The organism is Lysinibacillus sp. FSL M8-0216 (genome assembly GCF_038595555.1).
Classification (GTDB): domain Bacteria; phylum Bacillota; class Bacilli; order Bacillales_A; family Planococcaceae; genus Lysinibacillus; species Lysinibacillus fusiformis.
This window is the reverse complement of sequence record NZ_CP152007.1, coordinates 3,818,307-3,844,851: the sequence shown is the minus strand read 5'-3', so window position 1 is coordinate 3,844,851 and position 26,545 is coordinate 3,818,307. Positions and strand designations below refer to the sequence as shown.

The window sequence follows — 26,545 nt, the reverse complement described above, 5'->3', positions numbered from 1 at the left end:
GTTAATCCCCCTTCATCACAGCATCTATATAGATAGATGGATCATTTAAAAGTTTTGCTGCATCGTCCATAAATGGCGTCATCCATTCGGAACCAACACCATATGCGACAGAAATAAGTACTAAAAGGGCTGAGGGCATAAACAGCATTTTGTAGATAGATTTGTCAACGATGCCCTTCGTTTCTTTTTCCTCGCCCCAAAAGGCATAGATGAAGATACGAATTACGGATAGTAGAACGAGCAACGAGGACGCTAATATGAAAATACTACTCCACATATTACCCGCTTCAAAGCCACCTTGTACAATCAATAGTTTGCCAACAAATCCGCTAAGTGGTGGAATTCCGGCTAAGCCAAATGCTGCAATTAAATAACACCAACCAAGTGCCGGGTATTTTTTCATCAGACCACCCATCTTCCGCAAATCAGATGTACCTGTAATGTAGATGATTATACCGATTAACATAAAGAGTGCTGCCTTTATGAGCATATCGTGTACTAAATAAAACATTGCTCCCTTTAAGGAAGCTTCATTCATTTGTGAGACACCAAATAAAATAACCCCTACGGCGATGACAATATTGTAGATAATAATAAGTTTGACATCAAAGTAAGCGAGTGCCCCGATGCTTCCAGCCACAATTGTAGCAATGGCAAGTACCATCAATAGATCATGAGTATAGGATAGATCGTGTACAAAGAATAATGTATAGGTACGTGTAATCGCATAGACACCTACCTTTGTGAGCAGTGCACCGAATAATGTTAGTACAGGTATAGGCGCCGCTGCATACGAAGTAGGAAGCCAAAAATACAATGGGAAAATGGCTGCTTTTAATCCAAATACCATTAAAAAGAGTACAGCTATAACGGTAATGATACCTGGTTGATTGATTTCAGCTATTTTAACGGCAATATCAGCCATATTCAATGTTCCTACAACCGAGTATAAAAAGGCTACAGTAATGACAAATAGGGCAGACGAAATAACATTAATTAAAATATATTTAATCGATCCTTTCAGTTGCCCTTTCTCGCCACCTAGGACGATCAGTAAATAAGAAGCCATTAATAATACTTCGAAGAAAACGAATAAGTTAAAAATATCACCTGTAGTAAAGGCCCCATTAACCCCAGTTAAAATAAACATGATTCCAGGGTAATAAAAGAATCGTTCACGTTCCTTCGTAATAGAACCAAAGCCATACCAAACAACAAAAAAGGCAATTAACAATGTCGTTGTCACGAGCAATGCGGATACCATATCAGAAACCATTGTAATGCCATAAGGAACTGGCCAATCTCCGAAAGTGACCTTTTGGATACCATCATGTTTCACTTTCATTAGAAGTGAAACGGCAGTGATCAAGGAGATCCCGATTCCAAGTAATGAAAATGTTCGTTGATACATTAAATTTTTTTGCCCAAACATTAAAATCATACCGAAGAAAAACGGAATGATGATAGGCAGCAGTAGGAAGTTATTCATCCTCATCACTTCCTCTCATTAAGCTAATATCATCAGTTTGCAGCTCCTGATAGGAACGATATGCCAGCACTAGGAAAAACGCCGTGACGCCAAAGCTAATTACAATAGCAGTTAAGATCAGTGCCTGAGGTAATGGATCTGCAAAAGTTTTGGCTCCTTCGTTTAACACGGGTGGAGCCTCACCACCAAGACCACCCATCGTTAATATAAGTAGATGAGCACCATGACTTAAAAGTCCTGTACCAATAATAATTCGTAATAAACTTTTTGATAAAATTAAATAGACAGCTGCCATAAAGAGGAAGCCAATGACAAAGGCCATAATTATTTCCATTATTCATCCTCTCCAATCGTTTGAATAATGGTCATCGTAACACCGACAACAACCAGATAGACACCGCTATCAAAAAGCATAGCCGTGTGTAAAGACTGTTTGCCTAGAAGCGGTAAATCAAAATAATCAAAGAAATGAGTAAAAAAAGGTTCGCCCACAAACATAGGGAATGCTGCAGTAGCAAGGGCTAATAATAAACCAATAGCCGTTAAATACGTGTAATTAATAGGTAAAATATGGCGTACAGTACGGATATCAAACGCTAACACTAATAGCACGATGGCACTGGAGGTTAAAAGCCCTCCAACAAAGCCACCACCCGGCGTGTAATGACCTGCTAAAAAAATATGAATGGAGAAGAAGAAAATAATGAAGAATACAATTTTAGCCGTAAATTGTATTATCACATCATTTGTTTTCATGTGTTTTCTCCTTTCTATTCATACGCAATTTAATCATTGCAAAGATAGCCATTCCAGCAATAGCGAGTACTGTAATTTCAAACAATGTATCAAAGCCACGATAGTCTACTAAAATTACGTTGACAATATTTCCTCCGCCCGCTAAAGAGTAAACGGTTTCCTCATAGTACTTAGAAATAGTAGGAATGAGTTTTTGCGAATGAGCAGATAGTGCGACAAGTGTTACCATGACACCTACTGCAATGGATATAACAGCTCGATTTAATTGAAATCTCATACGCTCTTCTCGTTTACCAAGCTTTGGCAAATGGTAGAATGCCAATAAGAAGAGGGCAACAGATATGGTCTCAATAACAAGCTGTGTTAAGGCTAAATCTGGTGCATTAAAAATAACAAAGAATAATGCTACCGTATATCCAACAGAGCCAAGACCTATAATGGCGGTTAACCGCGATTTAGCTAGTATGGTGATAGCTGTTCCAATTAATAAAACCACGACTAAAATAATTTCATAGGGTCTTATCGGAGCGGTCCCTTGGAATGAAAGACTAAAGGCATTTTTCACAAAAAGCGAACCAATGACGATAACAGCAATACCACTAAACATATAGAGTAAATAATGACGCATTGAGCCCGTCATATAGAGTCGAGAGAGGCGATTTAAGCCAACATCTAACCCCTGCATAATTTTGTCATAAGCATTATTCAAAGTGAAAGCCCTTGGGAATCGCTGATACATTCCTTGCCATTTCGGTAGTGAAACAAATAGCAGTACCCCAATAATGATAATTCCTATCGTCATGAGAAGTTCTGGGTTGACCCCATGCCAAGCTGCTACATGTATGTCAATATCTTGTGGTGTTTCGTATAAAAATGGCTGAATCGCTAGAACAGCCGGTTTGACAAATGTATCACCAATAAAATTCGGGATAAAGAATATGAACACAACTAATCCCGCTAAAAGCATTGGAGAAACTAGCATTCCAATAGGTGCCTCATGTGGTTTATGAGGTAATTGCTCTGGTTTGTAGTTGCCATTAAATGTCCGGAAAACAAAATAAAAGCTATAAATAAATGTGAAAATACTAGCAATCCAAGCGATGATTGGGAAGAGCACTCCCCATGTATCAAAGCCAAAGAGCTCAAACTTTTGAAGGGAGAGCATGGCTGTTAAAAACATTTCTTTACTTAAGAAGCCATTAAATGGTGGAAGACCAGCCATCGATAAGCTTCCTATCGCCGCAACTGTAAAACTGATAGGCATAATACTCATTAACCCACCCAATTTTCGAATATCACGCGTTCCTGTTTCATGATCGATAATCCCAGCAATCATGAATAGGCTACCTTTAAATGTTGCGTGATTAATGAGATGGAAGATCGCAGCAAATGCCGCGAATTTAATGGTATCTACTGATTCATTCGCATGAAACGCCACTGCGCTTGCCCCAAGTAGTGACATAATAAGTCCAAGTTGACTAACTGTCGAGAAGGCTAGAATTCCTTTTAAGTCCGTTTGCTTGACTGCAAAGAAGGAACCCCAGAATAAAGTTAAAATACCTATACCTGTTACAAGCCATACCCAGAGCTCAGAGGCCGCAAATATTGGGGTAAAGCGTGCTACTAAATAAATACCTGCTTTGACCATCGTGGCAGAATGTAGGTATGCACTGACTGGTGTAGGTGCTTCCATTGCATCTGGTAGCCAAATATAGAATGGGAATTGTGCAGATTTTGTAAATGCTCCTAGAAGTAATAAAACAAGCGACCATGTAAATAAAGGTTGATCAACTAGATTCGGTGCCATAATAATTAGCTCTCGAATGGAATAAGTTCCACCCATTAAGTAGAGAAGCACAAATCCACCTAGCATCATTAAGCCGCCGCCGACTGTTATCATCATTGATTTTAGTGCGCCAAGGCGTGATGCATCACGGTTATACCAATAACCAATGAGCAGGAATGATGAAATGGACGTTAATTCCCAAAAGAAATACAGTGTAATTAAATGATCTGACTGTACTACTCCAAGCATGGCAGACATAAATAACAGTAAGTAAACATAAAAATTATGTAATTTTTCTTTATGTTTATCTAAATAAAAAATGGAGTAGAGGACAACTAAAGATCCGATTCCAGTAATTAATAGCGAGAATAATAAGCTAAGGCCATCCAAATAGGAGACGAAGGAAATATCAAGCGATGGAATCCAAGGAAGTTTAGCGGTAAAAACTCCACCTTTAGCTACTTGTGCAATATAGGATGCATAAATAACTACGAGCGTAGCTGGAACAGCGAGAACAAACCAGCCAGTATGAATATTTTTTATGCTTTTATATAAAAATGGTACGAAGATTGCAGCAAGCATTGGAATGAAAATATAAAGTACTTGTAACAAAAAAACCCTCCTTTATGCAGGTAAGTAAATCAATTATAACGTACTTTAATTGGGAATGCATACGTACTATTGGGATTTAGCTTGCGGTAGTGGAAGAATTTTCGTTATATTATAAATAGGAAGTTATCAAGAAAAATAGAGGAAAAAAATTTTTATGAAGAATCCATATATCTACGGTTATTTACCATTAATTACAATTTTATTGTTTAGTTTGACATTTGGTATGTATGCAGTTGGAGAATCTTTACAGATTTTTCGAGCGATCGGTGTATATTCAGGAATGAGAGAGTTTTTATCTGATGTTGAATTACGTGTATTCTTACTCATAGTGTTTGCTGTTGTTTTTTTTATGCTATTTTCAGCACTCAAACTAGTAGGAGAAACCATCCATGAGTTAGGAATGCTCTTTTTTTCAAAAGACAACGATGGTGCAACTGTTAGCCAAGCGCGAGGCGGCTATATCATTTTGTTTATTGGTGCTATGTGTTCAGCATTTGCAATCCAATTTATTTATGTGTTAATAGGAATTTTTGTCCTCACTGTTTTTACATATTTCATTTATCTTATTTACAAAATGAGTCATTTTATGTCAATGGGCGGCACAATCGGTCTATTAATCTTTGAACTTTTTATGTGGACAATTCTATTAACATTCATCGTGTATGTTGTATTGAAACTATATAATGGTATTTTAGCAAGTCTACCATTTGCCCAATAAATGCATACCGTAGGCAAAAACTATCGAGAGGCTCAATCTCGATGGTTTTTCTTATGTTCAAGTGACTATTTGGTGAATGACTACATGTTGTTCGAGCATAGGCAACTTCTTATTTTGCATGGCACGTCCAAGCTTTACATTAATGGGTAAGTTGATTCGAATGAAGGGCTGTGACTTCTGCGGGGAATGGGGGAAGTCGAGATTCTGGACTGAGCAGATGTTTTCTGTGCGAAAGCGTAGGAAGCAGCTCGACCCCATCCGTAGTGGAAATCAAAGGCTTTCTTTTATTTGAATGTAAAAGAAAAAAAGATTGTAGGCAAACACTCCAATTTTTCGAGTTTGTCTACAGTCTGAAGGGAGCAGAAAATCTCTTTCTGCTCCCTTTTGTGATCATTACATCCAAACCACTTATCTTACTCAAGTAAAACATTAAATAATTGATGATGAATTTTGTATTCTTCTAATTTTTGCATGGATTGAGGCTTATCATATCCAATCCATACGGCAGCTGTATAGGTATCATTAAGTCCGGCAAGCCAATAGTCTCGATAGTCATTCGTTGTCCCTGTTTTGGCACCAACATAGCTGCTATTACTGTAGACTCCCTGTCCCGTACCGTTCATCACAACATCGGCAAGTAACTCACGCATGTATTTTACTGTTTTAGGAGACCAAATTTGATCACGCTGTGTATCCCAACTATAGAGCTCTGTTCCATCTAAAGCTGTAACTTTACGAATGCTATGGGCTAGAACATAAGATCCATCAATAAAGCTTGTATAGGCATCTGCTAGTTCTAATGCTGTTACACCATAAGTAAGCCCGCCCAAGGAAGCGGCATAATTATAGTCCTTTTCTACAATGGAGCGGAAATGGAAGCGATCTAAATATTGAAATGCTGTATCAACGCCAACTGTCTGGAAGAGTCGCAGTGCCGATGTATTATAGCTATGTCGAAACGCAGTGCGTAGCGACACATCCCCATACTTGTACCCCCCATAGTTTTGAGGGCAGAAGGATCCGACACAATAACTACCACCATTTACAATTGAATCCGGTGTATGTGTGGTTGTTTCAAAGAAAGGAGCATAGACGGCCAGTGGCTTAAAGGCGGAACCTGGCTGACGTGTTCCTTGAAATGCGCGATGATAATCAAACTTTTCATAGTTTTTTCCTGCATATAAGCTAACGATCTCTCTGGATTGGTTGTGAATAACAGCACCTGCTGCTTGCAATGAACCGGCACCTAAGGTAGCGGTCATTTGTTGCTCATCATGCTGCTGTTTTTGTGGATCCAATGCAGTGTTAATTATGAGTCCATTTTGAAATAATGTATCAAGTCGATTGTCTAATTGTGTCTTAATTTTTTTCTTTTCTTCCTCATTGTCTGTATTGTTAAGTCGATCCGCATAGCCTTCTTTTTCTGCAACTAACCATTTTAATTCTTGAAGAACGTAAGTGCCATACATAGGATAGCTTTGTATTTTATCCTTAATATGCAATGTAATAGGTTCTCCCTTATAAGTCGTCGCATCTTCCTTAGTAATGCTACCTTTCACGGCAAGTGTATCTAATAAGCGTTCTTGACGTGCTTTAGTTTGATCAAAGTTTTTTAAAGGGTTATAAAGTGACGGGTTGTTAGGAATTGCTGCAATAAAAGCAATTTCAGCTATTGATAATTGCTGGAGTGGCTTTTGAAAATAATAAGTGGCTGCTCCACCAATTCCGTAAACTTGATTGCTAAAATAGGACTCGTTAAGATACATCGTTAAAATTGCTTCTTTATCGAACTCTTTTTCTAATTCATAAGCATAAAAAAGTTCGGTTAATTTTCGTTCATATGTTTTTTCATCAGATAAATAACGCATTCGAACAAGCTGCTGTGTAATCGTACTGCCACCCTGTGAGCTAGCACTCGTATTTGAATTGGCGACTACTGCACGCATAATAGCACTTAAATCAAAGCCGATGTGTTCGTAGAAGTCGGCATCCTCACTTGCAATGAATATTTCCTGGGCAATTTGTGGAATTTCTTGTAATGTTAGTGGCTGCCGCCATTCGACATATTCCTCACTAAATGTTTGCCCATTTTGGTCCGTAAGTGTTACAGGAAGCTGAGGTTGTACTTCAGGTAAATGAATAGCCTGTGTAATTTGTTCCTCATGTGCTTGTGCGGTATTGATTTCTGTTCGTATGTTTGTGCTAATCCACCATAGAACAGGTAAGGAAAGAAGTATAATAAAAAAACCAAAAGCCTTTTTCATGTGTGCCTCCACTCTTTCTATGAATCCTTCAACAGAATAACATATTTTGGATTGATTCCAAATACTCGGTCAGACCTATTTCCTTTGTTTTGAGAGAGGAAGTTAAAAGTGCATAAATCGTCAATACTTTGATGAAGAAAACCAATCGGAAGTATGTTAGACTAAAATGAGGTCAAGAAGGATGAATTGTCATCTTTTTCATTGAAACTGAAAATTATCATTAAAGGAGAGACTTCCATGTTTCCACAATTAACAACAGACGTACAAGCAGGCGAAGTGCTTGTAGAAATGAACACAACATTAGGGGCAGTTAAAATTAAATTGTTCCCAGAGTTTGCACCAAAAACTGTTGAAAACTTTTTGGGTCATGCTAAATCAGGTTATTATAACGGCATCATTTTCCACCGAGTTATTCAAGACTTTATGATTCAAGGTGGGGACCCAACTGGAACAGGTATGGGCGGAGAATCAATTTGGGGAGATTCTTTTGAAGATGAATTCTCAGATAAATTGTTTAACCTACGCGGTGCGCTATCAATGGCTAATGCTGGTCCAAACACAAATGGTTCTCAATTCTTTATCGTTCAAATGAAACATCTTCCAAGCGATATGCTTCGTCAATTACAGGGAGCAGGCTTCCCAGAGGAAATTATCGAAGCTTATGCACAAAATGGCGGTACACCTTGGTTAGACCATAAACATACTGTATTCGGTCATGTTGTAGAAGGAATGGATATTGTGGATAAAATTGCGGATGTAGAAAAAGATCCCCGTGATAAGCCATTAGAAGATGTGAAAATTGAGTCAATTACAGTCTTTGAATAATAATTATAAGGACGTGTAGAGCATGGAAAACTTAATGTATCAATTTTTATATTTCCCTGAAGATAAATCAGGATATATTCCAGCAGCATTTGAATTTTTAATCATGCTTATTTTGTGTGTAGTCGTGTTTACGCTTTTCCGTAAAATTTCTAAGAAACAGGAAATTAAATCAAAAGAAATTGAAGCACGTATACTAGCAGAAAAGAAAAGTACAAACAACCAACAAAATGTCTAATTAAAAAGAATCTGCCTCCAATGGAGACAGATTCTTTTATTTAAATTTTTCTTTTAGAACGACGAACGATGTTTTGTAGTGTTTTGAAGGCATTGAAGCAAACGAGTACAATGGATAGGCCAATCCCGCTCATGGCGGTAATAAAGGCAACCCATTCGAACGGCGTATAGCTCCAAACACTATCTAAATCACTACTGTCCTTCCATTCTTCAATGACTAAATTCATTCCGTATATACCGGATATAACCGTAAATACAGTTAAAATAAATAGTAAATTATTACTTCGATTATCCGACTGATCTTCTTGTGTTCGATATAAGCTGTTCAATGTCGCTTTTGTTTCTACATAATGTTCATTGATACGGAAATGCTTTCGTAGCATTTGAGAAATTTCCCGACCTTCAGTCCGAACAACGACTTCTTCGAAATAATAACGTGCAGAAAACTTTGTGATTAGTTCGATTAATTCATTGACAATTTGTTTATCTTTTCCCCACTTTATTTCACTGTATTCGTAGGATAGCTTTAAGAGCATCATTTTATAAAAATAATGAATGAACAAATTATAATAGTGAGTACCCATAAACTCCTGAATGCTATGTGAACAATGTTTAAATGGCTTATTTGTAAGTGTCATTTGCGCCTGCGCTGAAGAGATAATATAACTATTGGGTGCCCAGCGTGTATGGGCGTGTTCCTGTACATAGTTTGAAATATATTGAGAATTTGTGCTTGAAATAAAGGGTTTGCCATCAGGTGTTCTTCCATCTACTTGCCCTAATCGAAAAAGATGCTCAGGTAAAAGTTCTGCTTGTTCATCACACATTAAATAGGCTGAGGAAAACATTCGTTCATCTTCAAAAAAGGGCAATCCTTCATACCTATGATCTTGGTGGTGCTGTAAAAAAGGCTTTAAGAAGGGGATAAAATAGTTAAATAATAGCTCACTCGTAGAATCACAATGACCGAACGAGAAATGGTGACTTGCTCCCTTTTCCTCTCGCAATTTTGCCTCCAGCACCCTAAAGTAATGAATGAAATTTAAAATATCACTAATGTCATAAGGGGTGTCAATGCTTGTTCGTACAGTGACGATGCCATTGCCGAAAGGGCATAGCGTTACATCGATGCTCATAAGCTCATAGTTTATACAATTTTCTTGATGGTGTAAGGCCCCTTGTGTATAAAATGCTTTTGAGAAACGAAGAAAGTCTGGGCTATCCATTTTGTTTGGGAATAATTTGTCTTCAAGAAAGGGATAAAAAAATTGGGCAAGCTCTTCATGTATGATTGTTATGTCTCCATAAAAGGTATTTTCAAGAGTAATATTGTTCAATTCAAAAAAAGAAAACCCTTCTTCTAAAAGGATATTACCAATCTTTTGCCGATCTTTTGTTTGGTAGGCGAAGGGAAACAAGAATGTCATATAGGCACGCTGAATTATTAAAGGAACTAAGTCCATTGAAAACACCCCTTTTTCCATCCGATTGTTAAGAAACTTTTCCACATATTAAGGATTTTAAACATCTAAAAAGAAGGAATCCTAAATAATCGGGATTCCTTCTCTTGCTTTTATTGTTCAAACGCTTTTTTAAAGCGCTCTACGCCGTCTCGTACTGTTTCAAATGAACAAGCTACATTCATACGTAAGAAGCCTTGACCCTCTTCACCGTATTTTGTCCCTGGCTCTAATGCCAGTTTACCAATTTCTAATAGTCGGTTCATAATATCTTTTTCTTCAAGCTTAAGCTCTCTATAATCAATCCATATTAAATAAGTGGATTGTGGTTTAATGATGCGAATGCCTGGAATCTGCTCTAACTCTTCTTTGACATAATCCATATTTGCTGAAACATACGGCAGCAATTCATCTAGCCAAGGGGAACCTTCCGTATACGCAGCCTGCAATGCTACAGAGGCAAAAGTATTTAATGAACCTTGTCCACTTGCCATATTCACGGCTTCAAGCTGTAGACGTTTGTTCTTATCTGGCACAATCATATAGGAAACCTGAATACCTGCTAAATTAAATGTTTTAGTAGGAGCCATACACGTTACAATACGATTGATTTCATCGCCTGCTACTTTGGCAATAGGAATATGTTTTTCACCATTTATCATTAAATCAGCATGAATTTCATCTGAAATAATAACGACATCGTATTGAGCACAGAGTCGTACAATTTCCTTTAAAGTAGCTTCGTCCCATACATAACCGCCAGGATTGTGAGGATTGCATAATATGTAGGCTTTGACATTTTGAGCTAGTGCCTGTTCAAAAGCTTCAAAATCAACGATAAATGTACCATCATTTTTTTCAACTAGTTGGCAGCTTACCACTTCGCGCCCATTGCTTTTTGGTATGTTAAAAAATGGTGGATAAACAGGTGTGGAAATAAGGACTTTATCTCCCGGATTAGTAAAGGCAACAATGCTATTTGCTAAGGCAGCCACAACACCATTACAGAATACGATGGAATCCTTGTCAATTTGCCAATCATGACGAGTATTTTGCCAGTCCACGATTGACTGTATTGCTTCCTCACTAATAAAGCTATAACCAAAAATAGTGCGTTCAGCATGTTTCTGCAATGCTTTTGAAACGGCTGTTGGAGCAGCAAAATCCATATCAGCTACCCACATTGGCAAGATATCGGACGCATCGTTTAGTCCATAAACCATTTTCATTGCGTCCCATTTTACGGAGTTTGTACAACGACGTTTGATAGTTTGATCAAAAATAGACAAGCAAATCACTCTTTTCTTTTTTATTTACTATGGTATCATACGATTATGATCAAAGGATAATAGGTGAGTATTTTGGAAAATGTAAAAATGAATCAAGCAGCTGTCCATCTGCTAGAGGAGTGGGATCCATTCCACTTAGGTCCAGACCATTATGATACGGAAACAGCAGATGTTGTAGCGGCATTGCAAGGAATCGATGATCCATCTACGCTTGCAAAAGTAATTCAAGAAACATATGAGCATTCGTTTGAGCAATGGATTCCTTTTGAGGATTGTGTAGCCATCTCTTACAAACTGATTGCTATTAAATTTGAAGCAAAATGTATTATTTAAAATATTTTGCATATTTCCTATAAAAAAAGAGGTTGTCCTACGACAACCTCTTTTTGCATTGACATGATAGAGGCTCTATATCCTTATTTAAATATTGGTAAAATACCTTGAATGAAAATAATTAATATAGCAATTGGGGACACATAGCGAATTAACATGTACCAAATTGTAAACATCCAATTAGATGCGGCTAGCTCTTTACGAGAAATATCTTTTGTATAATAATAACCTGCAAAAATTGATATTAGCAGAGCGCCAATAGGCATTCCAATATTGTTGGTCATAAAATCAACAAAATCAAAAATAGAACGGTCTAACATCTTCACATCTGATAGTATACCAAATGACAGCGCACTAGGAATACCAACAATAAAGATAATGATGCCACCAATCCAGGCAATTTTTTTTCTTTTTTCTGGTTTATCTCCAATTGCAATTGCCACGACAATTTCTAACATGGAAATGGAAGATGTAACTGTGGCAAATAGTAATAATATAAAGAAGATGGTTAAGAATAGACCACCGAGAGGCAGTTGCTCGAAAACAGCTGGCAAAATAATAAATACGAGGCCGGGTCCTTGATCAGGTGTATAGCCAAGTGCGAATACTGCTGGGAAAATAACAAGACCAGCAAGTAAAGAGATGATTATGTTCATGGACGCTACATTGATTGCTGAGTTACCAATTTTCTCGGTTTTTGATAGATATGAAGCATAGGTAATCATCACAGCAATACCAACACTTAATGAGAAAAATGCTTGTCCTAATGCCATTAAAAATGTTTCAGCATTCAAGTAAGACCAATCAGGCACAAACATAAATTTAACGCCTTCCATTGCACCATCCAATGTTAAAGAGCGTATGACTAATATAATGAAGAAAATAAATAAGAGCGGCATCATCCATGTGCTGGCTTTCTCAATGCCACCTTTAATGCCGGCTGATACAATGACTACTGTCAATAACATAAATAGCCCTTGCACAAGCACTGCTTCAAATGGACTCGATATTATATGGTCAAATAAATCTGCGTAGTTGATGTTAGAACCTGCATTCGTTAGCTTAAACGTAAAGGCACGGCCCAAATAGCTTAAAATCCACCCACCTACAACACTATAGAAAGATAAGATAAGGCCTGCAATGACCATACCACCCCAACCAATTAAATACCAAGGCTTTCCTGGTGCTTGTTCTTTAAAGGATGTGACAGCATCCTTTTGTCCACGACGACCAATCATAAACTCTGCAATGAGTACTGGTAAGCCGATAAAGAATGTACATAAAATGAATAATAAGATGAAGACACTACCACCATTAGTACCAGCCATATAAGGGAATTTCCAAATGGCTCCTAGCCCTATAGCACTTCCGGCAGCAGCTAAAATAAACCCAATTTTAGTTGTAAATTGATCTCTCGATGACACAAAAATAAAGCCTCCTTGTACTAAAGTTTTATTTTACCCCAATATTTTCATAACACAAGCAAATATCAGAATATTGATGGGGGCGATTTCTCCATTAAGAGCCAATTTATATAGCGTGTGATGGCGTTTTAGTAAGGTTCCTCCTTTAAGAGTAAATAACATCCTTAATATGTAACAATTAGGGAGGTTCTGTCGTTCCATAAACAAAAGGAGGGGATTGCCTTGGAGGAGGCTGAATTAATAGTTAGGGCACAGCAAGGGGACAAAGAAGCCTATATCGATCTTATTCGAATTCATCAACAAACAGTTGAAAAGTTTGCCTTTCAGTGTGGCGTACATAGCAATGATTTAGCAGATGTTTCACAGGAGGTATTTGTTAAACTGTATCGCTTTTTACATCAATTTAAACAGGATCGATTTACGACGTGGCTTTATAAAATTACATTGAATGCTACACGTGATTATTATCGTAAGGAACAGAGAGAGCTGGCAAAAGAGGACAAGCTTAATGCGCAAAGGCAAACCATTTTCCTCTCTGCTGAAGACGATGTTCTATTATTTGAAGAAGATAAACTCTTACACAATGCTATTCAAGCCTTAGATGAAAAATATCGGTACCCTATCGTACTGTATTATTTCCACGAGCTAAAATATGAAGAAATCGCAGAGGTTTTAAATATTTCATTATCAACGGTTAAGGTACGGTTATTACGTGCGAAAGAAAAGTTGAAGGCAGCATTAATGCAAGAGGGGAGTGTTGAAAATGGATGATAAACAATTTAATCAACGTATGGCACTACTGAAAAAATCCTATGAGCGAATGGAATCAAAGTTAGAACCACAGCATGTTCTTCAGCAAATTGAAGTCGAAGATGAAACAAGGGAATCTTTAGAAAGCATCAATATGGTTCGAAATCCTTCTGCGAAATGGAAAAAATCGGCATTATGGATCACTAGCATTGCCAGTGTGCTTTTGGTAGGTATATTAATTTCATCTTACATGCTCCCTCCTTCAGCATTCGTTCAATCAGATGAAGAAAAGATTGAAAGTACCTATGAAGATTGGTTATCTAGTTTACAAAAAAAGTATCAAGAGAAACGTGAAAAAACACGTATTGAGCTAAACATACCTGAGGAATACTTTAAAAAACTCTCGTTTGTTGAATCTGCTGAATATAAATACAATGATAAAGCTAAAAATAAAAAAATAGTACTAAATAAATTGGCTTATGATCCTAAATATTTAACACAGTTAGAGCAAGAGATACTAGACAGTTTGCATACACCTCGAGAACTGATTGAGCGAATTGAAACGTACGAAAACCCGATGTCATTTGGCCAGTCTAGATATTTCTTTAGCATATATTACCACCCAATGAAAGAAGTTTTGCAATATTATACAAATGAACTTTCCCAATACAATAAGGTACTGTCACAAAAAAAGAAAGATTATCCTAAAGAACTAAATCAATTAATTGCAACGGCCAAAAAACAATATTTTGAGTTGTCTTATGATGGGCAAGACTATAGTTTTAGACCAAATCTAATTTTTATGAAAGATGCACCAGTATCTATTGACCGTCTTCATCCTGATGTATTAGGCTATTTTAAATATTTGGCTACGGGCTCTTTATTCAATGGTGAGAATTTACGTTTTTCTGCAGAAGAATCTGCTCGTATTTTAAAATTGTACGAAAGAACATTAGTCAATGATCTATCAAATTCATACCTCGATCTTCAATTACGCAATTTAAAGAAAGAGTTTGAAAATGGATGGCTTGTATTATTAAAAGGTATTGATGATAAAATTATATACTCACCCGAGCATATAAAGCTATTAAATGATACGGCAAATGGGAAGTATGGGGAATCGATGCGTTTGACCGCACAATTCATCCTCGAAGAATTTAAGAGAGAAGGAACATCCAAAACCATAGACAAACTAACAAGACAGGATATTGGGATAGAGCTTTCATATTTAAGTAATGAAGTTTATATAGAAATATATGATGGTTCAACAGGTTTTCAAATTGATACCCGCTGGATTATCCAAACGGAAGGTTTATACAATGCATATACGTCAAGTAAAGATGATACCATCCTAGATTCATTAAACCCAATGAATGTTGTGAGCCTATTCTTATATGCACACGGAAAAGGTGATCAAGAAACAGCTAAACGGTTATTGTCTCAAGAAGTAGATTTGAGTAAAATGGTTCAATTTGAGGGTATGGAACATTTTACAATTCTTTATGCAACAGATGATTCTCAAACAACCATTAAAGCTGGTGTTAAGCCAGAATCAGTTCAACTGATTGGCCAACGCTTAACCTTCCAATTAGGTACAGAGACTATAGGAAAAGGTGAAAAACGTTGCATCATTACAGCCATTTCTGAGTAAGGAGATTTTTTGCCCCGATTTTACACGTATGTTATAATTTAACCGATATATACGTAGCAAACCAAAAGAAAGTGGGCAAAGGTTATGGTAAAAAAATATGAATTAGGAGACGTGTTGACCGGAAAAGTTACAGGTATTCAACCATACGGTGCATTTGTTGCATTAGATGACAATACGCAAGGCCTTGTGCATATTTCGGAAATAACATACGGCTTTGTGAAGGATGTTAGTGAATTTTTAGCTGTTGGGCAAGAAGTAGAGGTCAAGATACTTGAAATCGATGAAGAGGCCGAAAAAATTAGTTTATCGATGAGAGCGCTACAGGAACGCCCTGCAACAGTTAGAAAAAAAGAAGCACCACCACGCAAATCATTGCAGGACCGTGTAGATGAATCGGATGCGAATGGTTTTAATTCCTTAAAAGATAAATTACAGGACTGGATTGAACAATCTGGACAATAAAAAACGAGGATACTTTCAACGTGAAGGTATCCTCGTTTTTATGTTATTGCTTTTTTATTTTTCGGATTCGGTATTGAAGGTTTTGTCTACTCATCCCAAGTGCATTCGCGGCTTTTGTAATATTGCCCTCATATAAATTTAAGACATTTTGCACATAATATGATTCGGCTTCGCGCAAATAAGCATCTAATGGCATGACATCATGATTTTGATGGAACATAAAGAATTCAGGTTCACGATTGTTGGTATCTTGCTGCTGTACCTTGAAGCGGAAATGCAGCGGCAATAAATCGGAGGTTACCGTAGACTCTATTGTCATAAATGAAACAATTTCATCCAATAGTAACTCGAGTTCCTTTAAATTGCCAGGCCAATCATATTGTAAGAATAATTCCTGTACATCTGGTGCTAGCTCTGTAACCTGTGAAGCAAATCGTTCTCGATGTCGGCTAAAATAATCATCCACAAATGGGAGAATATCTTCTTTTCGATCAGTTAAATGGGGAATAGTAATAGCCATCGTTGCAAAGAAATAATAAAGTGATTTGGACAGCTTTTTTTCAGCAATTAATGTAATCGGGTCGCTACCTACACTGCCAATTAACATGTACTTGGACTGCGGTAGGGACTGGAGTATATCTAATAATTGCTCTTGAATATCTAAGCTTAAAAAATCAATGCGCTCAAAGAAAAAGGTATAGTCTTTATCTTCTTCTAAAAGCTGATTTAATTTATCAAGCACTGATTGAGCGGAACGACGACTAACAAGAGTCATAAAGGCTTCAGGATCTGGTGAAGCAGCGTGGTGAATACCTTCAGCCACTAAATCCTTGCCTGTGCCAGATTCCCCAATTAATAATACTGGTAATTTTACAGCCGCTGCTTTTTTAGCATTTTCGATGACCTGCTTCATTGCTTCAGATTCAGCTTTTATCATGTCGAACGTCAAAGGCTCATCATATCGACGAAGGGGTTGATAAACAAGCTTTTCTAATGATGTAATATCACGCGCAAATTCTATTGCCCCAATCAGTTTTCCATCTACAATAAGTGGAAAAGTATCATTAATGGTTGTAATTTCATGCCCATTTTTATTCCAATAGGATTGTTTGACATTAATTTCTTTCTTTCCAGTTTGTAATACACGCATTAAGGTACTTTCGTGCTGACGGAAGGAAAACATTTCAATAATCGAACGATCCGCTAGCTCATCAAAATGGAATCCTTCAATTTCTTTCATTTTTGTATTATAAATAATCGTCTTGCCGGATAGGTCTACTGCATGAATACCAACGGATACATTTGTTGCAATAAACTCATAAAAAGGTAGTAAAGGTTCAGAATTTTTCATAAAAATGTGCACCTCAAAAATTTTTTACTTGAAATATGCAACGAAATTTTGCATTATAATAAGTGTAAGAATATTTTATACGCAAAAATATTTTGCGTCAATGTTTTTTGCATACCCAAATATATCTCACAAGGGAGGATTAAGTATGATTCCATACAAACACGAACCATTCACAGATTTTTCACAAGAGGCAAACTACAATGCTTATGTAGAGGCTTTAAATAAAGTTGAAGGTTACTTAGGGCAAGACTACCCACTTATTATCGGTGGCGAGCGTATTACAACTGAAGATAAAATCGTTTCGTACAATCCTGCAAAGAAAACAGAAGTTATTGGCCGTGTGTCAAAAGCGAGCAAAGATTTAGCTGAAAAAGCTATGCAAGCAGCAGATGAAACATTCAAAACTTGGAAAAAGGTTGATCCAGCTATTCGTGCTGATGTTCTTTTCAAAGCAGCCGCTATTATTCGTCGTCGTAAACACGAATTCTCAGCATTATTAACAAAAGAAGCAGGGAAACCATGGGCAGAGGCTGATGCAGATACAGCAGAAGCAATCGACTTCTTAGAATACTATGGTCGCCAAATGCTACGTATTAAAAACGGTCAGCCAGTAGAAAGCCGTCCAGGTGAATACAACCGTTATGACTATATTCCACTAGGAATTGGTATCGTCATCTCACCTTGGAACTTCCCATTTGCGATCATGGCTGGTACAACAGTAGCTGCTTTAGTAACAGGTAACACAGTATTACTAAAACCAGCTTCTACAACACCAGTAGTGGCGTATAAATTTATCGAAGTATTAGAAGAAGCAGGTCTTCCAGCAGGAGCTGTTAACTTTGTACCAGGTTCTGGTGCTGAAGTGGGTGACTATTTAGTTGATCACCCAAAAACTCGTTTCATCAGCTTCACAGGTTCACGTGATGTTGGCTTACGTATTAACCAACGTGCATCTGTCCTAAATGATGGTCAAATTTGGATCAAACGCGTAATCGCTGAAATGGGCGGTAAAGATACAATCGTTGTTGATAAAGAAGCAGATCTTGAATTAGCTGCACAATCAATCGTGAAATCAGCCTTTGGTTTCTCTGGTCAAAAATGTTCAGCATGTTCTCGTGCTGTTATCGTAGAAGATGTGTATGACCAAGTGGTAAACCGTGTAGAAGAGTTAACAAACGCTTTAACAGTTGGAGATCCAACAGATTTCAGCAACTTCATGGCAACGGTTATTGACCAAGCAGCATTCAATAAAATTACGGAATACATCGAAATCGGTAAAGGCGAAGGTCGTCTAGTAGCTGGTGGTACAGCGGATGATTCAGTAGGTTACTTCGTACAACCAACCGTATTCGCTGACGTAGAGCCTTCTGCACGTATTATGAAAGAAGAGATCTTCGGACCAGTAGTAGCGATCGCAAAAGCAAAAGATTTCGATCAAGCGATTGAAATTGCTAACGATACAGAATACGGTTTAACAGGTGCTGTCATTACGACAAACCGCGTAAACTTAGAAAAAGCACGTGAAGAATTCCATGTTGGAAACCTTTACTTCAACCGTGGCTGTACAGGTGCGATTGTTGGCTACCAACCATTTGGTGGTTTCAACATGTCAGGTACAGACTCAAAAGCTGGTGGCCCAGACTACCTACAACTTCACATGCAAGCAAAAACAACTTCAGAAATGCTTTAATTTTACATTGACGTTAGGGCTATTTTAATTAAGTAGTAAATGAAGCATTGTGACAGAATTTGTGGAACTTCTCCAAGTAATACGACCGTTGGCTAATATCGTAGCCAATTATGTAGTTACTTGGGGAGAGTTTGCAAATTGATCGTTTGAATTGTTGCTAAATTCTTAATTATTCTACTTACAGAAATACATAGTCCTTTCTTGCATAGATTTTTTATCATCATTTAGTAAGGAGAGAATAGAATATGACAAAAACTCAACAAGTTATTGAACAAACACAAAATTATGGTGCAGCAAACTATCATCCACTGCCAATCGTAATTTCAGAGGCTGAGGGTGCTTGGGTTAAAGATCCAGAAGGTAACAAATATTTAGATATGTTATCAGCTTACTCAGCTGTAAACCAAGGACATCGTCACCCAAAAATTATCGCTGCTTTAAAAGAGCAAGCTGATAAAGTAACATTGACTTCACGTGCATTTTACAGTGAAAACCTTGGTGAATGGTATGAGCTAGTAGGAAAGTTAACAAATAAAGAAATGGTATTACCAATGAATACTGGTGCTGAAGCAGTAGAGACTGCATTTAAAGCAGCTCGTCGTTGGGCATATGATGTAAAAGGCGTAGAAGAAGGCAAGGCAGAAGTGATTGCATGTAATGGTAACTTCCATGGTCGTACAATGCTTGCTGTATCTCTTTCTTCTGATGAGGAATACCGTCGTGGTTTCGGTCCAATGTTACCAAACGTTAAATTAGTAGACTACGGTAATCTTGAAGCATTAAAAGCAGCTATTACACCAAACACAGCAGCATTCTTAATTGAACCAATTCAAGGTGAAGCTGGTATTGTTATCCCAACAGAGGGCTTCCTAAAAGCAGCTCGCGAACTTTGCCGTGAAAACAACGTATTATTCATTGCTGATGAAATCCAAGCAGGTTTAGCACGTACTGGTAAAATGTTTGCTTGTGATTGGGAAGAAGTAGAACCAGATATGTACATCTTAGGTAAAGCATTAGGTGGCGGTGTATTCCCAATTTCTTGTGTAGCTGCGAACCGTAATATTCTAGGTGTATTCAACCCAGGCTCACACGGATCAACTTTCGGTGGAAATCCTTTAGCTTGTGCAGTTTCAATTGCATCTATTAAAGTATTATTAGATGAAAAATTAGCTGAACGTTCACATGAACTTGGTGAATACTTCAAAGGTAAGTTAAGAGAAATTAATAACCCAGTTATTAAAGAGGTACGTGGTCGTGGTTTATTTATTGGTATGGAATTAACAGAGGCAGCTCGTCCATACTGTGAAAAACTAAAAGAATTAGGTTTATTATGTAAAGAAACACATGATACAGTTATTCGTTTTGCTCCACCACTTGTTATTTCACAAGAGGATTTAGATTGGTCAATCGAACAAATTGAAAAAGTATTTAATCTTTAACAAAATGTTCACATTTTAATTCGGAAGTATGTTACAATGATGCCGATATACTATCATTAAATAAAACAAAGAGGCGATTTAATAATGTCTGAAAACTTAAATCTTTTCACATCAACACAAGATGTCATTCAAGATGCTCTAAACAAACTTGGCTATGATGAAGCAATGTATGAATTACTAAAGGAACCGCTTCGCATGCTACAAGTACGTATCCCGGTGAAAATGGATGATGGTACAACAAAAGTATTTACTGGTTACCGTGCACAACATAACGATGCTGTAGGACCAACTAAAGGTGGGGTTCGTTTCCACCCACAAGTGTCTGAGGAGGAAGTTAAAGCGCTTTCAATGTGGATGACATTGAAATGTGGTATTGTCGATCTACCATATGGTGGTGGTAAAGGCGGTGTCATCTGTGATCCTCGTCAAATGTCTATGGGCGAAATCGAGCGCTTAAGCCGTGGTTATGTACGTGCTGTAAGTCAAATCGTAGGGCCAACAAAAGATATTCCTGCGCCAGACGTATTTACAAATGCACAAATTATGGCATGGATGATGGATGAATATAGCCGTATGGATGAATTCAACTCTCCAGGCTTTATCACAGGTAAGCCACTAGTTCTTGGTGGTTCACAAGGTCGCGACCGTGCGACTGCACAAGGTGTTACAATTGTAATCGAAGAAGCAGCGAAAAAACGCGGTATTGATATTAAAGGTGCGCGCATTGTTATTCAAGGATTTGGTAACGCAGGTAGCTTCCTTGCGAAATTTATGCATGATTTAGGTGCAAAGGTAATCGGTATTTCGGATGCTTATGGTGCACTTCATGATCCAGAAGGTTTAGATATCGACTATTTATTAGATCGTCGTGATAGCTTTGGTACTGTAACAACTTTATTTGAAAACACGATTTCAAATAAAGAATTATTAGAACTTGATTGTGATATTTTAGTACCTGCTGCAATTGAGAATCAAATTACTGCTGACAATGCACACAATATTAAAGCTAATATCGTAGTAGAAGCAGCAAATGGTCCAACAACTGCTGAAGCAACTAAAATTTTGACAGAACGTGGCATTTTACTTGTACCAGACGTATTAGCATCTGCTGGTGGAGTTACAGTTTCTTACTTTGAATGGGTACAAAATAACCAAGGTTATTATTGGACAGAAGAAGAAGTTGAAGAACGTTTATACAAAAAAATGGTTGAAGCATTTGATAATGTTTATACAACAGCTACAACACGTAACATTAACATGCGCTTAGCAGCTTATATGGTTGGTGTTCGCCGCACTGCAGAAGCTTCACGCTTCCGCGGATGGGTTTAAGAATATTCAATTTACAACGAGTTTCTCCTATAGTTAATGGGAGGACTCGTTTTTTTGCGTCTCTTTACAAATTTGAAGAAATGTTAGAATGCATTCCCCTTATAAAACCCTTTAATAAATCGTCCAAACGGAATCTAATTAAACAGGTATGCCGAACGTTTATCTTTGCTTTCTTGAACAGAAATATGAGAAAATCCAACTAGAAAGGGGCGAATTAAATGGATTCATTTACATTTTTTAACCCAGTGAAACTTCATTTTGGTGAAGATGCACTGGAAAAGTTACCGAAGGAATTAGAGCAGTATGGAAAAAAAGTATTGGTTGTATATGGTGGCGGTAGCATCAAGACGAATGGTGTCTACGACGCGGTTATTGACAAATTACAGCAAGCAGATAAAACAATTTTTGAATTAAGTGGTGTAGAACCTAATCCACGTGTGGAAACAGCTAGACGTGGTATTGAAATTTGTAAAACAGAGGGAATTGACTTAGTTCTTGCAGTTGGTGGCGGTTCTGTTATTGATTGCTCCAAACTAATTGTTGCTGGTGCAAAATATGATGGGGATGCTTGGGATATCGTTAAACGCAAGGTATTTGTAGAACAAGCTTTACCATTAGGAACTGTCTTAACCTTGGCCGCTACAGGCTCTGAAATGAACTCTGGGTCAGTTATTACTAATGCCGCTACAGAAGAAAAATTAGGCTGGGGTAGCCCTGCGGCATTCCCGAAATTCTCAATCTTAAATCCTGCGTATACGGTGTCTGTACCTAAAAATCATACGGTTTATGGAATCGTTGATATGATGTCACATGTATTCGAACAGTATTTCCATAATACAACGAATACACCAATCACTGATGAAATGTGTGAAGGTGTATTACGTACGGTTATTACGACAGCACCTCAATTATTAGAGGATCTAGAGAATACACAGTTACGTGAAACAATTCTATTAGCAGGAACAATTGGATTAAATGGATTCTTATCAATCGGATCTCGTGGGGATTGGGCATCTCATAATATTGAGCATGCTGTATCGGCAGTATATGATATTCCGCATGCAGGAGGTTTAGCTATTCTTCAGCCTCATTGGATGCGTTTAAGTGTACCAGTGAATCCTGAGCGCTTTGCGGGTATAGCAACACGAGTATTCGGGGTGGATGCAACAGACAAAACGGTAGAAGAGGTTGCTTATGAAGGGATCGATCGCTTATCAGCATTTTGGTCATCATTAGGGGCACCAAATCGTTTAGCCGATTATAATATTGATGATTCGAAATTCCAGCAGATTGTAGAGCATGCAATGCAAAATGGTCCATTTGGAAACTTCCATCAGTTACAAGAAAAAGATGTACGTACTATCTTACAAAATTCCCTTTAAAATAATGATTGCGTGTGAGGCTATGTAGTTAGCCTCACACTTTTTTATTGTAGGTTAAGAAAAATTAACGAATCTTGTTGAATTTTGTCGTAGAAGTTTCTTAAGACCTACAATATAATGAAATAGTTAGATATTCAAAGGGGTGTAATAGTTAATTTTATTAAGAGAAGTGAAAAAAGTCATGATTTTAATCAAAATATTTAACTTAAATTGGATATTTTAATACATATTAGACTTTGTGATTGCTAGAGAATGATGGTATTTGTCGCAATAGCTCCATTAATGTAGGGTTGTTCAGAAACTGTTTAGCCACCTTTATTAAAATAATGACTTAAACAAAGGGGAGAGGGATGGAATGTTGAAGCAATTGCTTAAGGATCGTGTGGTTACATTAAGTTGTAAAGAGATACCATTTCAGCGGCATGTTTATAAAATGCAAAATTGTGTAGAAGTTTTGGGGATTGAAACAAAATCGATACAAATTGAAAATGATAACATTGTTACGGGTTACATGGCTGATCAAAGTATTTTCTTTAAAAGTTTACATTTTGGGCAAACGAACATTACTTTTTCGAATGGTGTAAATAAGGCAAGTGGACATTTATTTGTCCGTCCTTCTGGGGGAATTGTGGTAGAGGTAAAACCATATTTAGGAGATGCTGAAATTGTTCCGGTTTATTTTCGAACAATATTAGCAGATACAGTTATCGCAATTGATTTAAAAGGTGCTTTAAAGCATTATTTGGTAGCCCATCAATTCATGAAACGTGAAGATTCAATTTCTGAAGTGCATTACCGATCCATGCATCCTAACGTATTAAAAGATTCTTTTGCTGGTCATTTTGTTTTAGGCTGTCATGTGGACGGTAGGGATATTCTAAATGCCCAAGAATATGCTTTAGCCAATCGACAAGCTACTTTAATGTTTTCAGAAATAGTCATTCAACAAAATGGTACTAAGAAGACCGTTGTTAGTAATCAATTCCTAACATTTATGATAACCAATCAAGTCTTTGTAAGCTACGAGTCCATCCCTGACAATCTAAGGGAAACAAATTTTGATCGGGATCAATTAATATCAGTTTAACAAAAAGCCAACTGCCTGAAATGAACTGCCCTGTAAAAGTTAGATTGATGTCTAACTTTTTGGGGTGAGATCAAAACAGGGCAATTGGCTTTTTAGCTTCTACAATTCATGATTAGGTCTGTCGCCAAGATGTATCCAGCTAGCTTTTCCGTCATCTTCATCAAATAAAATGGCGACCTTCGATACACCTTTCTGACTTAAAATAACTTCTGTCAAATGATCTCGAACATCATCTAAAAAAGCTAAGGATAGTTTAGGGTCAGCTTCTGCCACTAATTCAACATGTAAAAACTCCCCTTCTTTAATGACTTCAAGGCGTACAATATCTTTAATATTTGGATCATCCATCACAAGATGGGCGATATGATTTAACATTTCTTCATCTGTCTCACCGATTACACCCCGAGCATTGTCTAAGAATACTTTACCAACAACATAAAACATCATTGCCCCAATAATCATGGAAACAAGACCTTCTATTCTAGTCCACCCTGTAAAATGAGCGATAACAATAGCAATGAAGGCTAAAATATTTCCGCTTGTAGCGACTAAATCTTCCATAAACACTAATTTAGTCGCAGGCTTGGCGCGGTTTAAATAATTGAAAGCTTTTGGGATGGATGTTATACCTGCTTTTTCTTGCCCAGCTTCATGTAATACTTCTACTGCTGCTTTAGCAAGTACTGTACCCTCTAAAACAATACCTATAAATAAAACTCCAAGTGCGATGAGTACCCCACTTGATTCACCAGTAGGGTGGATAAAATGATGCCATCCTTCTTTGATTGTTTCATAAGAAAGAATTGCTACGATAATAACTGCAAATAAGCATACTAAATTGACAATACGACCGAAGCCGCTAGGGAATTTCTTTGTAGGTGCTTTTTTCGATAGAGCGGAGCCTATATACACGAACAATTGGTTAGCTGCATCTCCAAGTGAATGCATCATTTCTGCGAACATAGCCACATTACCTGTTAAGAAAAAGGCAATGCCTTTAATAATACCTAAAAAGGCATTGACACAAGCCGCCATCAGGGAAGGTTTGTTACCATCCTTTAGTAGTTTAAATAATTCTGCCATAAAAATCCTCCAACTAGTTTAAAATTTCCATTTCGATTTTTTTAATATATGATAATGTTCTTAATGAACGGTAAAACGACAGTAAATTATCAGAAACAATTAAGGACAAACGTAAATCCAACTCATGTAAAACATTATCATTTTTTAAAGGTACATCTTTAATACGGATGTTTTCGATGATGATATTGTTGTTCTTAAGGAATAATAGAAAGGATTCCGTATGTTTGTCATCATCAATTTGAACCTTTAGTAAAATCTCTCTCATGCGAATACGTTTTGGTCCAATTTTCATTAGGAAAGGAGAGAGAATTTCAATTCCGAAAACGATGATAATGACAGCTAACGTTGCATCCATATAAAAACCAGCGCCTACAGCGATTCCGATGCCGGCAGCTCCCCATATCATGGCCGCAGTCGTTAAACCAGAGATGCTATCATTGCCACGTCTTAAAATTACGCCTGCTCCTAGAAATCCAATCCCACTGACAATTTGGGCTGCTAAGCGAAGGGGATCCATTGTAATATTTATATCTTCTCTAGAAGGGGTGGAGTAAGCTGTTTCAATGGAAATAATGGTTAGCAAACAACTGAATGTTGCTATGACTAAACTTGTCTTTAATCCAACTGGTTTCTTCTTTAATTCCCTTTCAATTCCGATGACTAAACTTAATGTGGCTGCTAAAACTAATTTTATGCCAACTTCATATGTAATCATATTTTCCAATAATGTTCCCATACACGACCCTCCATAGATGTTTCGCATTGCTAAGAGATATGCAACCAGTCATTATTATATGTGTATTACTTTTTTGTATTGTACAACATGGAAGTAAGGAAATATATGTGTTTTATTTTATAGGGATCTAAAAATTCATTTATACATCCATTTCGTAATTGATATGACTTTGGTTCTAGGTCGGTTATTTATGTAAAGCAAGCATCTACGTAAGCGAATATCATAGCATTTTCCCATATGCTCTTTTCTAATTTAATGATGGCGACTCTGTTCTTAGGGGAATGGACAAAGCGTTATTGATAGTAGGGAATGAGACTACTGATAGGGGGAAATAAAAGATTAATGATAAGGAAAGTTTTTATTCGCATTTTCAATAAAGAATGCTGATCGGATTC

At 37.2% G+C, this 26,545-nt stretch carries 23 protein-coding genes; 12 read left to right on the top strand and 11 right to left on the bottom strand.

Annotation, left to right across the window (positions count from 1 at the left end):
• Nucleotide 1 precedes the first annotated feature (1 nt).
• From MKX57_RS19105 to MKX57_RS19090, 4 genes are read right to left on the bottom strand one after another with little or no spacing between them, the layout of a single operon-like run.
• Entirely contained in the window at nt 2–1,489 is a 1,488-nt protein-coding gene (locus tag MKX57_RS19105; RefSeq protein ID WP_342550522.1) for a Na+/H+ antiporter subunit D, read from the bottom strand.
• Nucleotides 1,482–1,823 (bottom strand): Na(+)/H(+) antiporter subunit C, encoded by a 342-nt coding sequence (locus MKX57_RS19100; RefSeq protein WP_008178124.1) that lies wholly within the window; start codon nt 1,821–1,823, stop codon nt 1,482–1,484. The genes MKX57_RS19105 and MKX57_RS19100 overlap by 8 nt, the downstream gene beginning before the upstream one ends.
• Complete coding sequence (locus tag MKX57_RS19095; RefSeq protein ID WP_008178127.1) at nt 1,823–2,245, bottom strand: Na(+)/H(+) antiporter subunit B; 423 nt, start codon at nt 2,243–2,245, stop codon at nt 1,823–1,825. Before MKX57_RS19095 ends, MKX57_RS19100 begins: the two co-directional genes overlap by 1 nt.
• Complete coding sequence (locus MKX57_RS19090; protein ID WP_107922472.1) at nt 2,232–4,643, bottom strand: Na+/H+ antiporter subunit A; 2,412 nt, start codon at nt 4,641–4,643, stop codon at nt 2,232–2,234. Before MKX57_RS19090 ends, MKX57_RS19095 begins: the two co-directional genes overlap by 14 nt.
• A gap of 154 nt (nt 4,644–4,797) precedes the next feature.
• Between MKX57_RS19090 and MKX57_RS19085 the strand changes: the two genes are divergently transcribed.
• Nucleotides 4,798–5,361 (top strand): DUF5366 family protein, encoded by a 564-nt coding sequence (locus tag MKX57_RS19085; RefSeq protein ID WP_008178131.1) that lies wholly within the window; start codon nt 4,798–4,800, stop codon nt 5,359–5,361.
• Nucleotides 5,362–5,774: 413 nt separating this feature from the next.
• Here the strand turns inward: MKX57_RS19085 and MKX57_RS19080 are convergent, their stop codons facing one another.
• Nucleotides 5,775–7,625 carry a transglycosylase domain-containing protein gene (locus MKX57_RS19080; RefSeq protein ID WP_107922473.1) on the bottom strand — a complete coding sequence of 617 codons (1,851 nt, stop codon included), beginning with the start codon at nt 7,623–7,625 and terminating at the stop codon, nt 5,775–5,777.
• A gap of 237 nt (nt 7,626–7,862) precedes the next feature.
• Here MKX57_RS19080 and MKX57_RS19075 point away from each other — a divergent pair, with 237 nt between their 5' ends.
• A complete protein-coding gene (locus tag MKX57_RS19075) occupies nt 7,863–8,450 on the top strand; it encodes a peptidylprolyl isomerase (protein WP_012292385.1) in 588 nt (195 codons plus the stop codon).
• Nucleotides 8,451–8,472: 22 nt separating this feature from the next.
• Nucleotides 8,473–8,685, top strand: a complete 213-nt coding sequence (locus MKX57_RS19070; RefSeq protein ID WP_008178137.1) for a hypothetical protein — start codon at nt 8,473–8,475, stop codon at nt 8,683–8,685.
• A 40-nt stretch (nt 8,686–8,725) separates the two neighbouring features.
• Here the strand turns inward: MKX57_RS19070 and MKX57_RS19065 are convergent, their stop codons facing one another.
• Nucleotides 8,726–10,147 (bottom strand): hypothetical protein, encoded by a 1,422-nt coding sequence (locus MKX57_RS19065; protein WP_089986173.1) that lies wholly within the window; start codon nt 10,145–10,147, stop codon nt 8,726–8,728.
• A 110-nt stretch (nt 10,148–10,257) separates the two neighbouring features.
• A complete protein-coding gene (locus tag MKX57_RS19060) occupies nt 10,258–11,433 on the bottom strand; it encodes a MalY/PatB family protein (RefSeq protein ID WP_096364939.1) in 1,176 nt (391 codons plus the stop codon).
• Between the two features lie 72 nt (nt 11,434–11,505).
• On the opposite strand from MKX57_RS19060, the gene MKX57_RS19055 reads away from it, so the two are divergent.
• Nucleotides 11,506–11,766: a DUF1871 family protein gene (locus tag MKX57_RS19055; protein WP_008178143.1), complete on the top strand. Its 261-nt coding sequence runs from the start codon at nt 11,506–11,508 to the stop codon at nt 11,764–11,766.
• A gap of 83 nt (nt 11,767–11,849) precedes the next feature.
• On the opposite strand, the gene MKX57_RS19050 is transcribed toward MKX57_RS19055, so the two are convergent.
• Complete coding sequence (locus MKX57_RS19050) at nt 11,850–13,190, bottom strand: sodium-dependent transporter (protein WP_008178145.1); 1,341 nt, start codon at nt 13,188–13,190, stop codon at nt 11,850–11,852.
• Nucleotides 13,191–13,412: 222 nt separating this feature from the next.
• Here MKX57_RS19050 and MKX57_RS19045 point away from each other — a divergent pair, with 222 nt between their 5' ends.
• The 3 genes from MKX57_RS19045 (at nt 13,413) to yugI (ending at nt 16,053) form a co-directional block, all read left to right on the top strand.
• A complete protein-coding gene (locus tag MKX57_RS19045) occupies nt 13,413–13,961 on the top strand; it encodes a sigma-70 family RNA polymerase sigma factor (RefSeq protein WP_008178147.1) in 549 nt (182 codons plus the stop codon).
• Nucleotides 13,954–15,591 carry a hypothetical protein gene (locus tag MKX57_RS19040; RefSeq protein WP_342550521.1) on the top strand — a complete coding sequence of 546 codons (1,638 nt, stop codon included), beginning with the start codon at nt 13,954–13,956 and terminating at the stop codon, nt 15,589–15,591. The genes MKX57_RS19045 and MKX57_RS19040 overlap by 8 nt, the downstream gene beginning before the upstream one ends.
• Nucleotides 15,592–15,675: 84 nt before the next feature.
• The gene (gene yugI / locus MKX57_RS19035) at nt 15,676–16,053 is read left to right on the top strand and encodes a S1 domain-containing post-transcriptional regulator GSP13 (RefSeq protein ID WP_008178152.1); all 378 of its coding nucleotides are present in this window, start codon (nt 15,676–15,678) and stop codon (nt 16,051–16,053) included.
• A gap of 43 nt (nt 16,054–16,096) precedes the next feature.
• Here the strand turns inward: yugI and MKX57_RS19030 are convergent, their stop codons facing one another.
• On the bottom strand, nt 16,097–17,404 hold the full coding sequence (locus tag MKX57_RS19030; protein ID WP_008178156.1) for a sigma-54-dependent Fis family transcriptional regulator: 1,308 nt from the start codon (nt 17,402–17,404) through the stop codon (nt 16,097–16,099).
• 145 nt (nt 17,405–17,549) lie between these two features.
• On the opposite strand from MKX57_RS19030, the gene pruA reads away from it, so the two are divergent.
• The 5 genes from pruA (at nt 17,550) to MKX57_RS19005 (ending at nt 24,331) form a co-directional block, all read left to right on the top strand.
• On the top strand, nt 17,550–19,094 hold the full coding sequence (pruA, locus tag MKX57_RS19025) for an L-glutamate gamma-semialdehyde dehydrogenase (protein ID WP_036119850.1): 1,545 nt from the start codon (nt 17,550–17,552) through the stop codon (nt 19,092–19,094).
• Nucleotides 19,095–19,339: 245 nt separating this feature from the next.
• Nucleotides 19,340–20,533, top strand: coding sequence for an ornithine--oxo-acid transaminase (locus tag MKX57_RS19020; RefSeq protein WP_008178160.1), 1,194 nt, complete (start codon nt 19,340–19,342; stop codon nt 20,531–20,533).
• 84 nt (nt 20,534–20,617) lie between these two features.
• Entirely contained in the window at nt 20,618–21,862 is a 1,245-nt protein-coding gene (locus MKX57_RS19015) for a Glu/Leu/Phe/Val dehydrogenase (RefSeq protein ID WP_008178162.1), read from the top strand.
• 218 nt (nt 21,863–22,080) lie between these two features.
• Nucleotides 22,081–23,244, top strand: a complete 1,164-nt coding sequence (locus tag MKX57_RS19010; RefSeq protein ID WP_089986785.1) for an iron-containing alcohol dehydrogenase — start codon at nt 22,081–22,083, stop codon at nt 23,242–23,244.
• 355 nt (nt 23,245–23,599) lie between these two features.
• On the top strand, nt 23,600–24,331 hold the full coding sequence (locus MKX57_RS19005; RefSeq protein ID WP_342530525.1) for a hypothetical protein: 732 nt from the start codon (nt 23,600–23,602) through the stop codon (nt 24,329–24,331).
• A gap of 99 nt (nt 24,332–24,430) precedes the next feature.
• On the opposite strand, the gene MKX57_RS19000 is transcribed toward MKX57_RS19005, so the two are convergent.
• Both MKX57_RS19000 and MKX57_RS18995 read right to left on the bottom strand, forming a co-directional pair.
• The gene (locus MKX57_RS19000; protein WP_008178167.1) at nt 24,431–25,414 is read right to left on the bottom strand and encodes a cation diffusion facilitator family transporter; all 984 of its coding nucleotides are present in this window, start codon (nt 25,412–25,414) and stop codon (nt 24,431–24,433) included.
• Between the two features lie 13 nt (nt 25,415–25,427).
• Nucleotides 25,428–26,150 carry an MgtC/SapB family protein gene (locus MKX57_RS18995; protein WP_342530522.1) on the bottom strand — a complete coding sequence of 241 codons (723 nt, stop codon included), beginning with the start codon at nt 26,148–26,150 and terminating at the stop codon, nt 25,428–25,430.
• Nucleotides 26,151–26,545 lie beyond the last annotated feature (395 nt).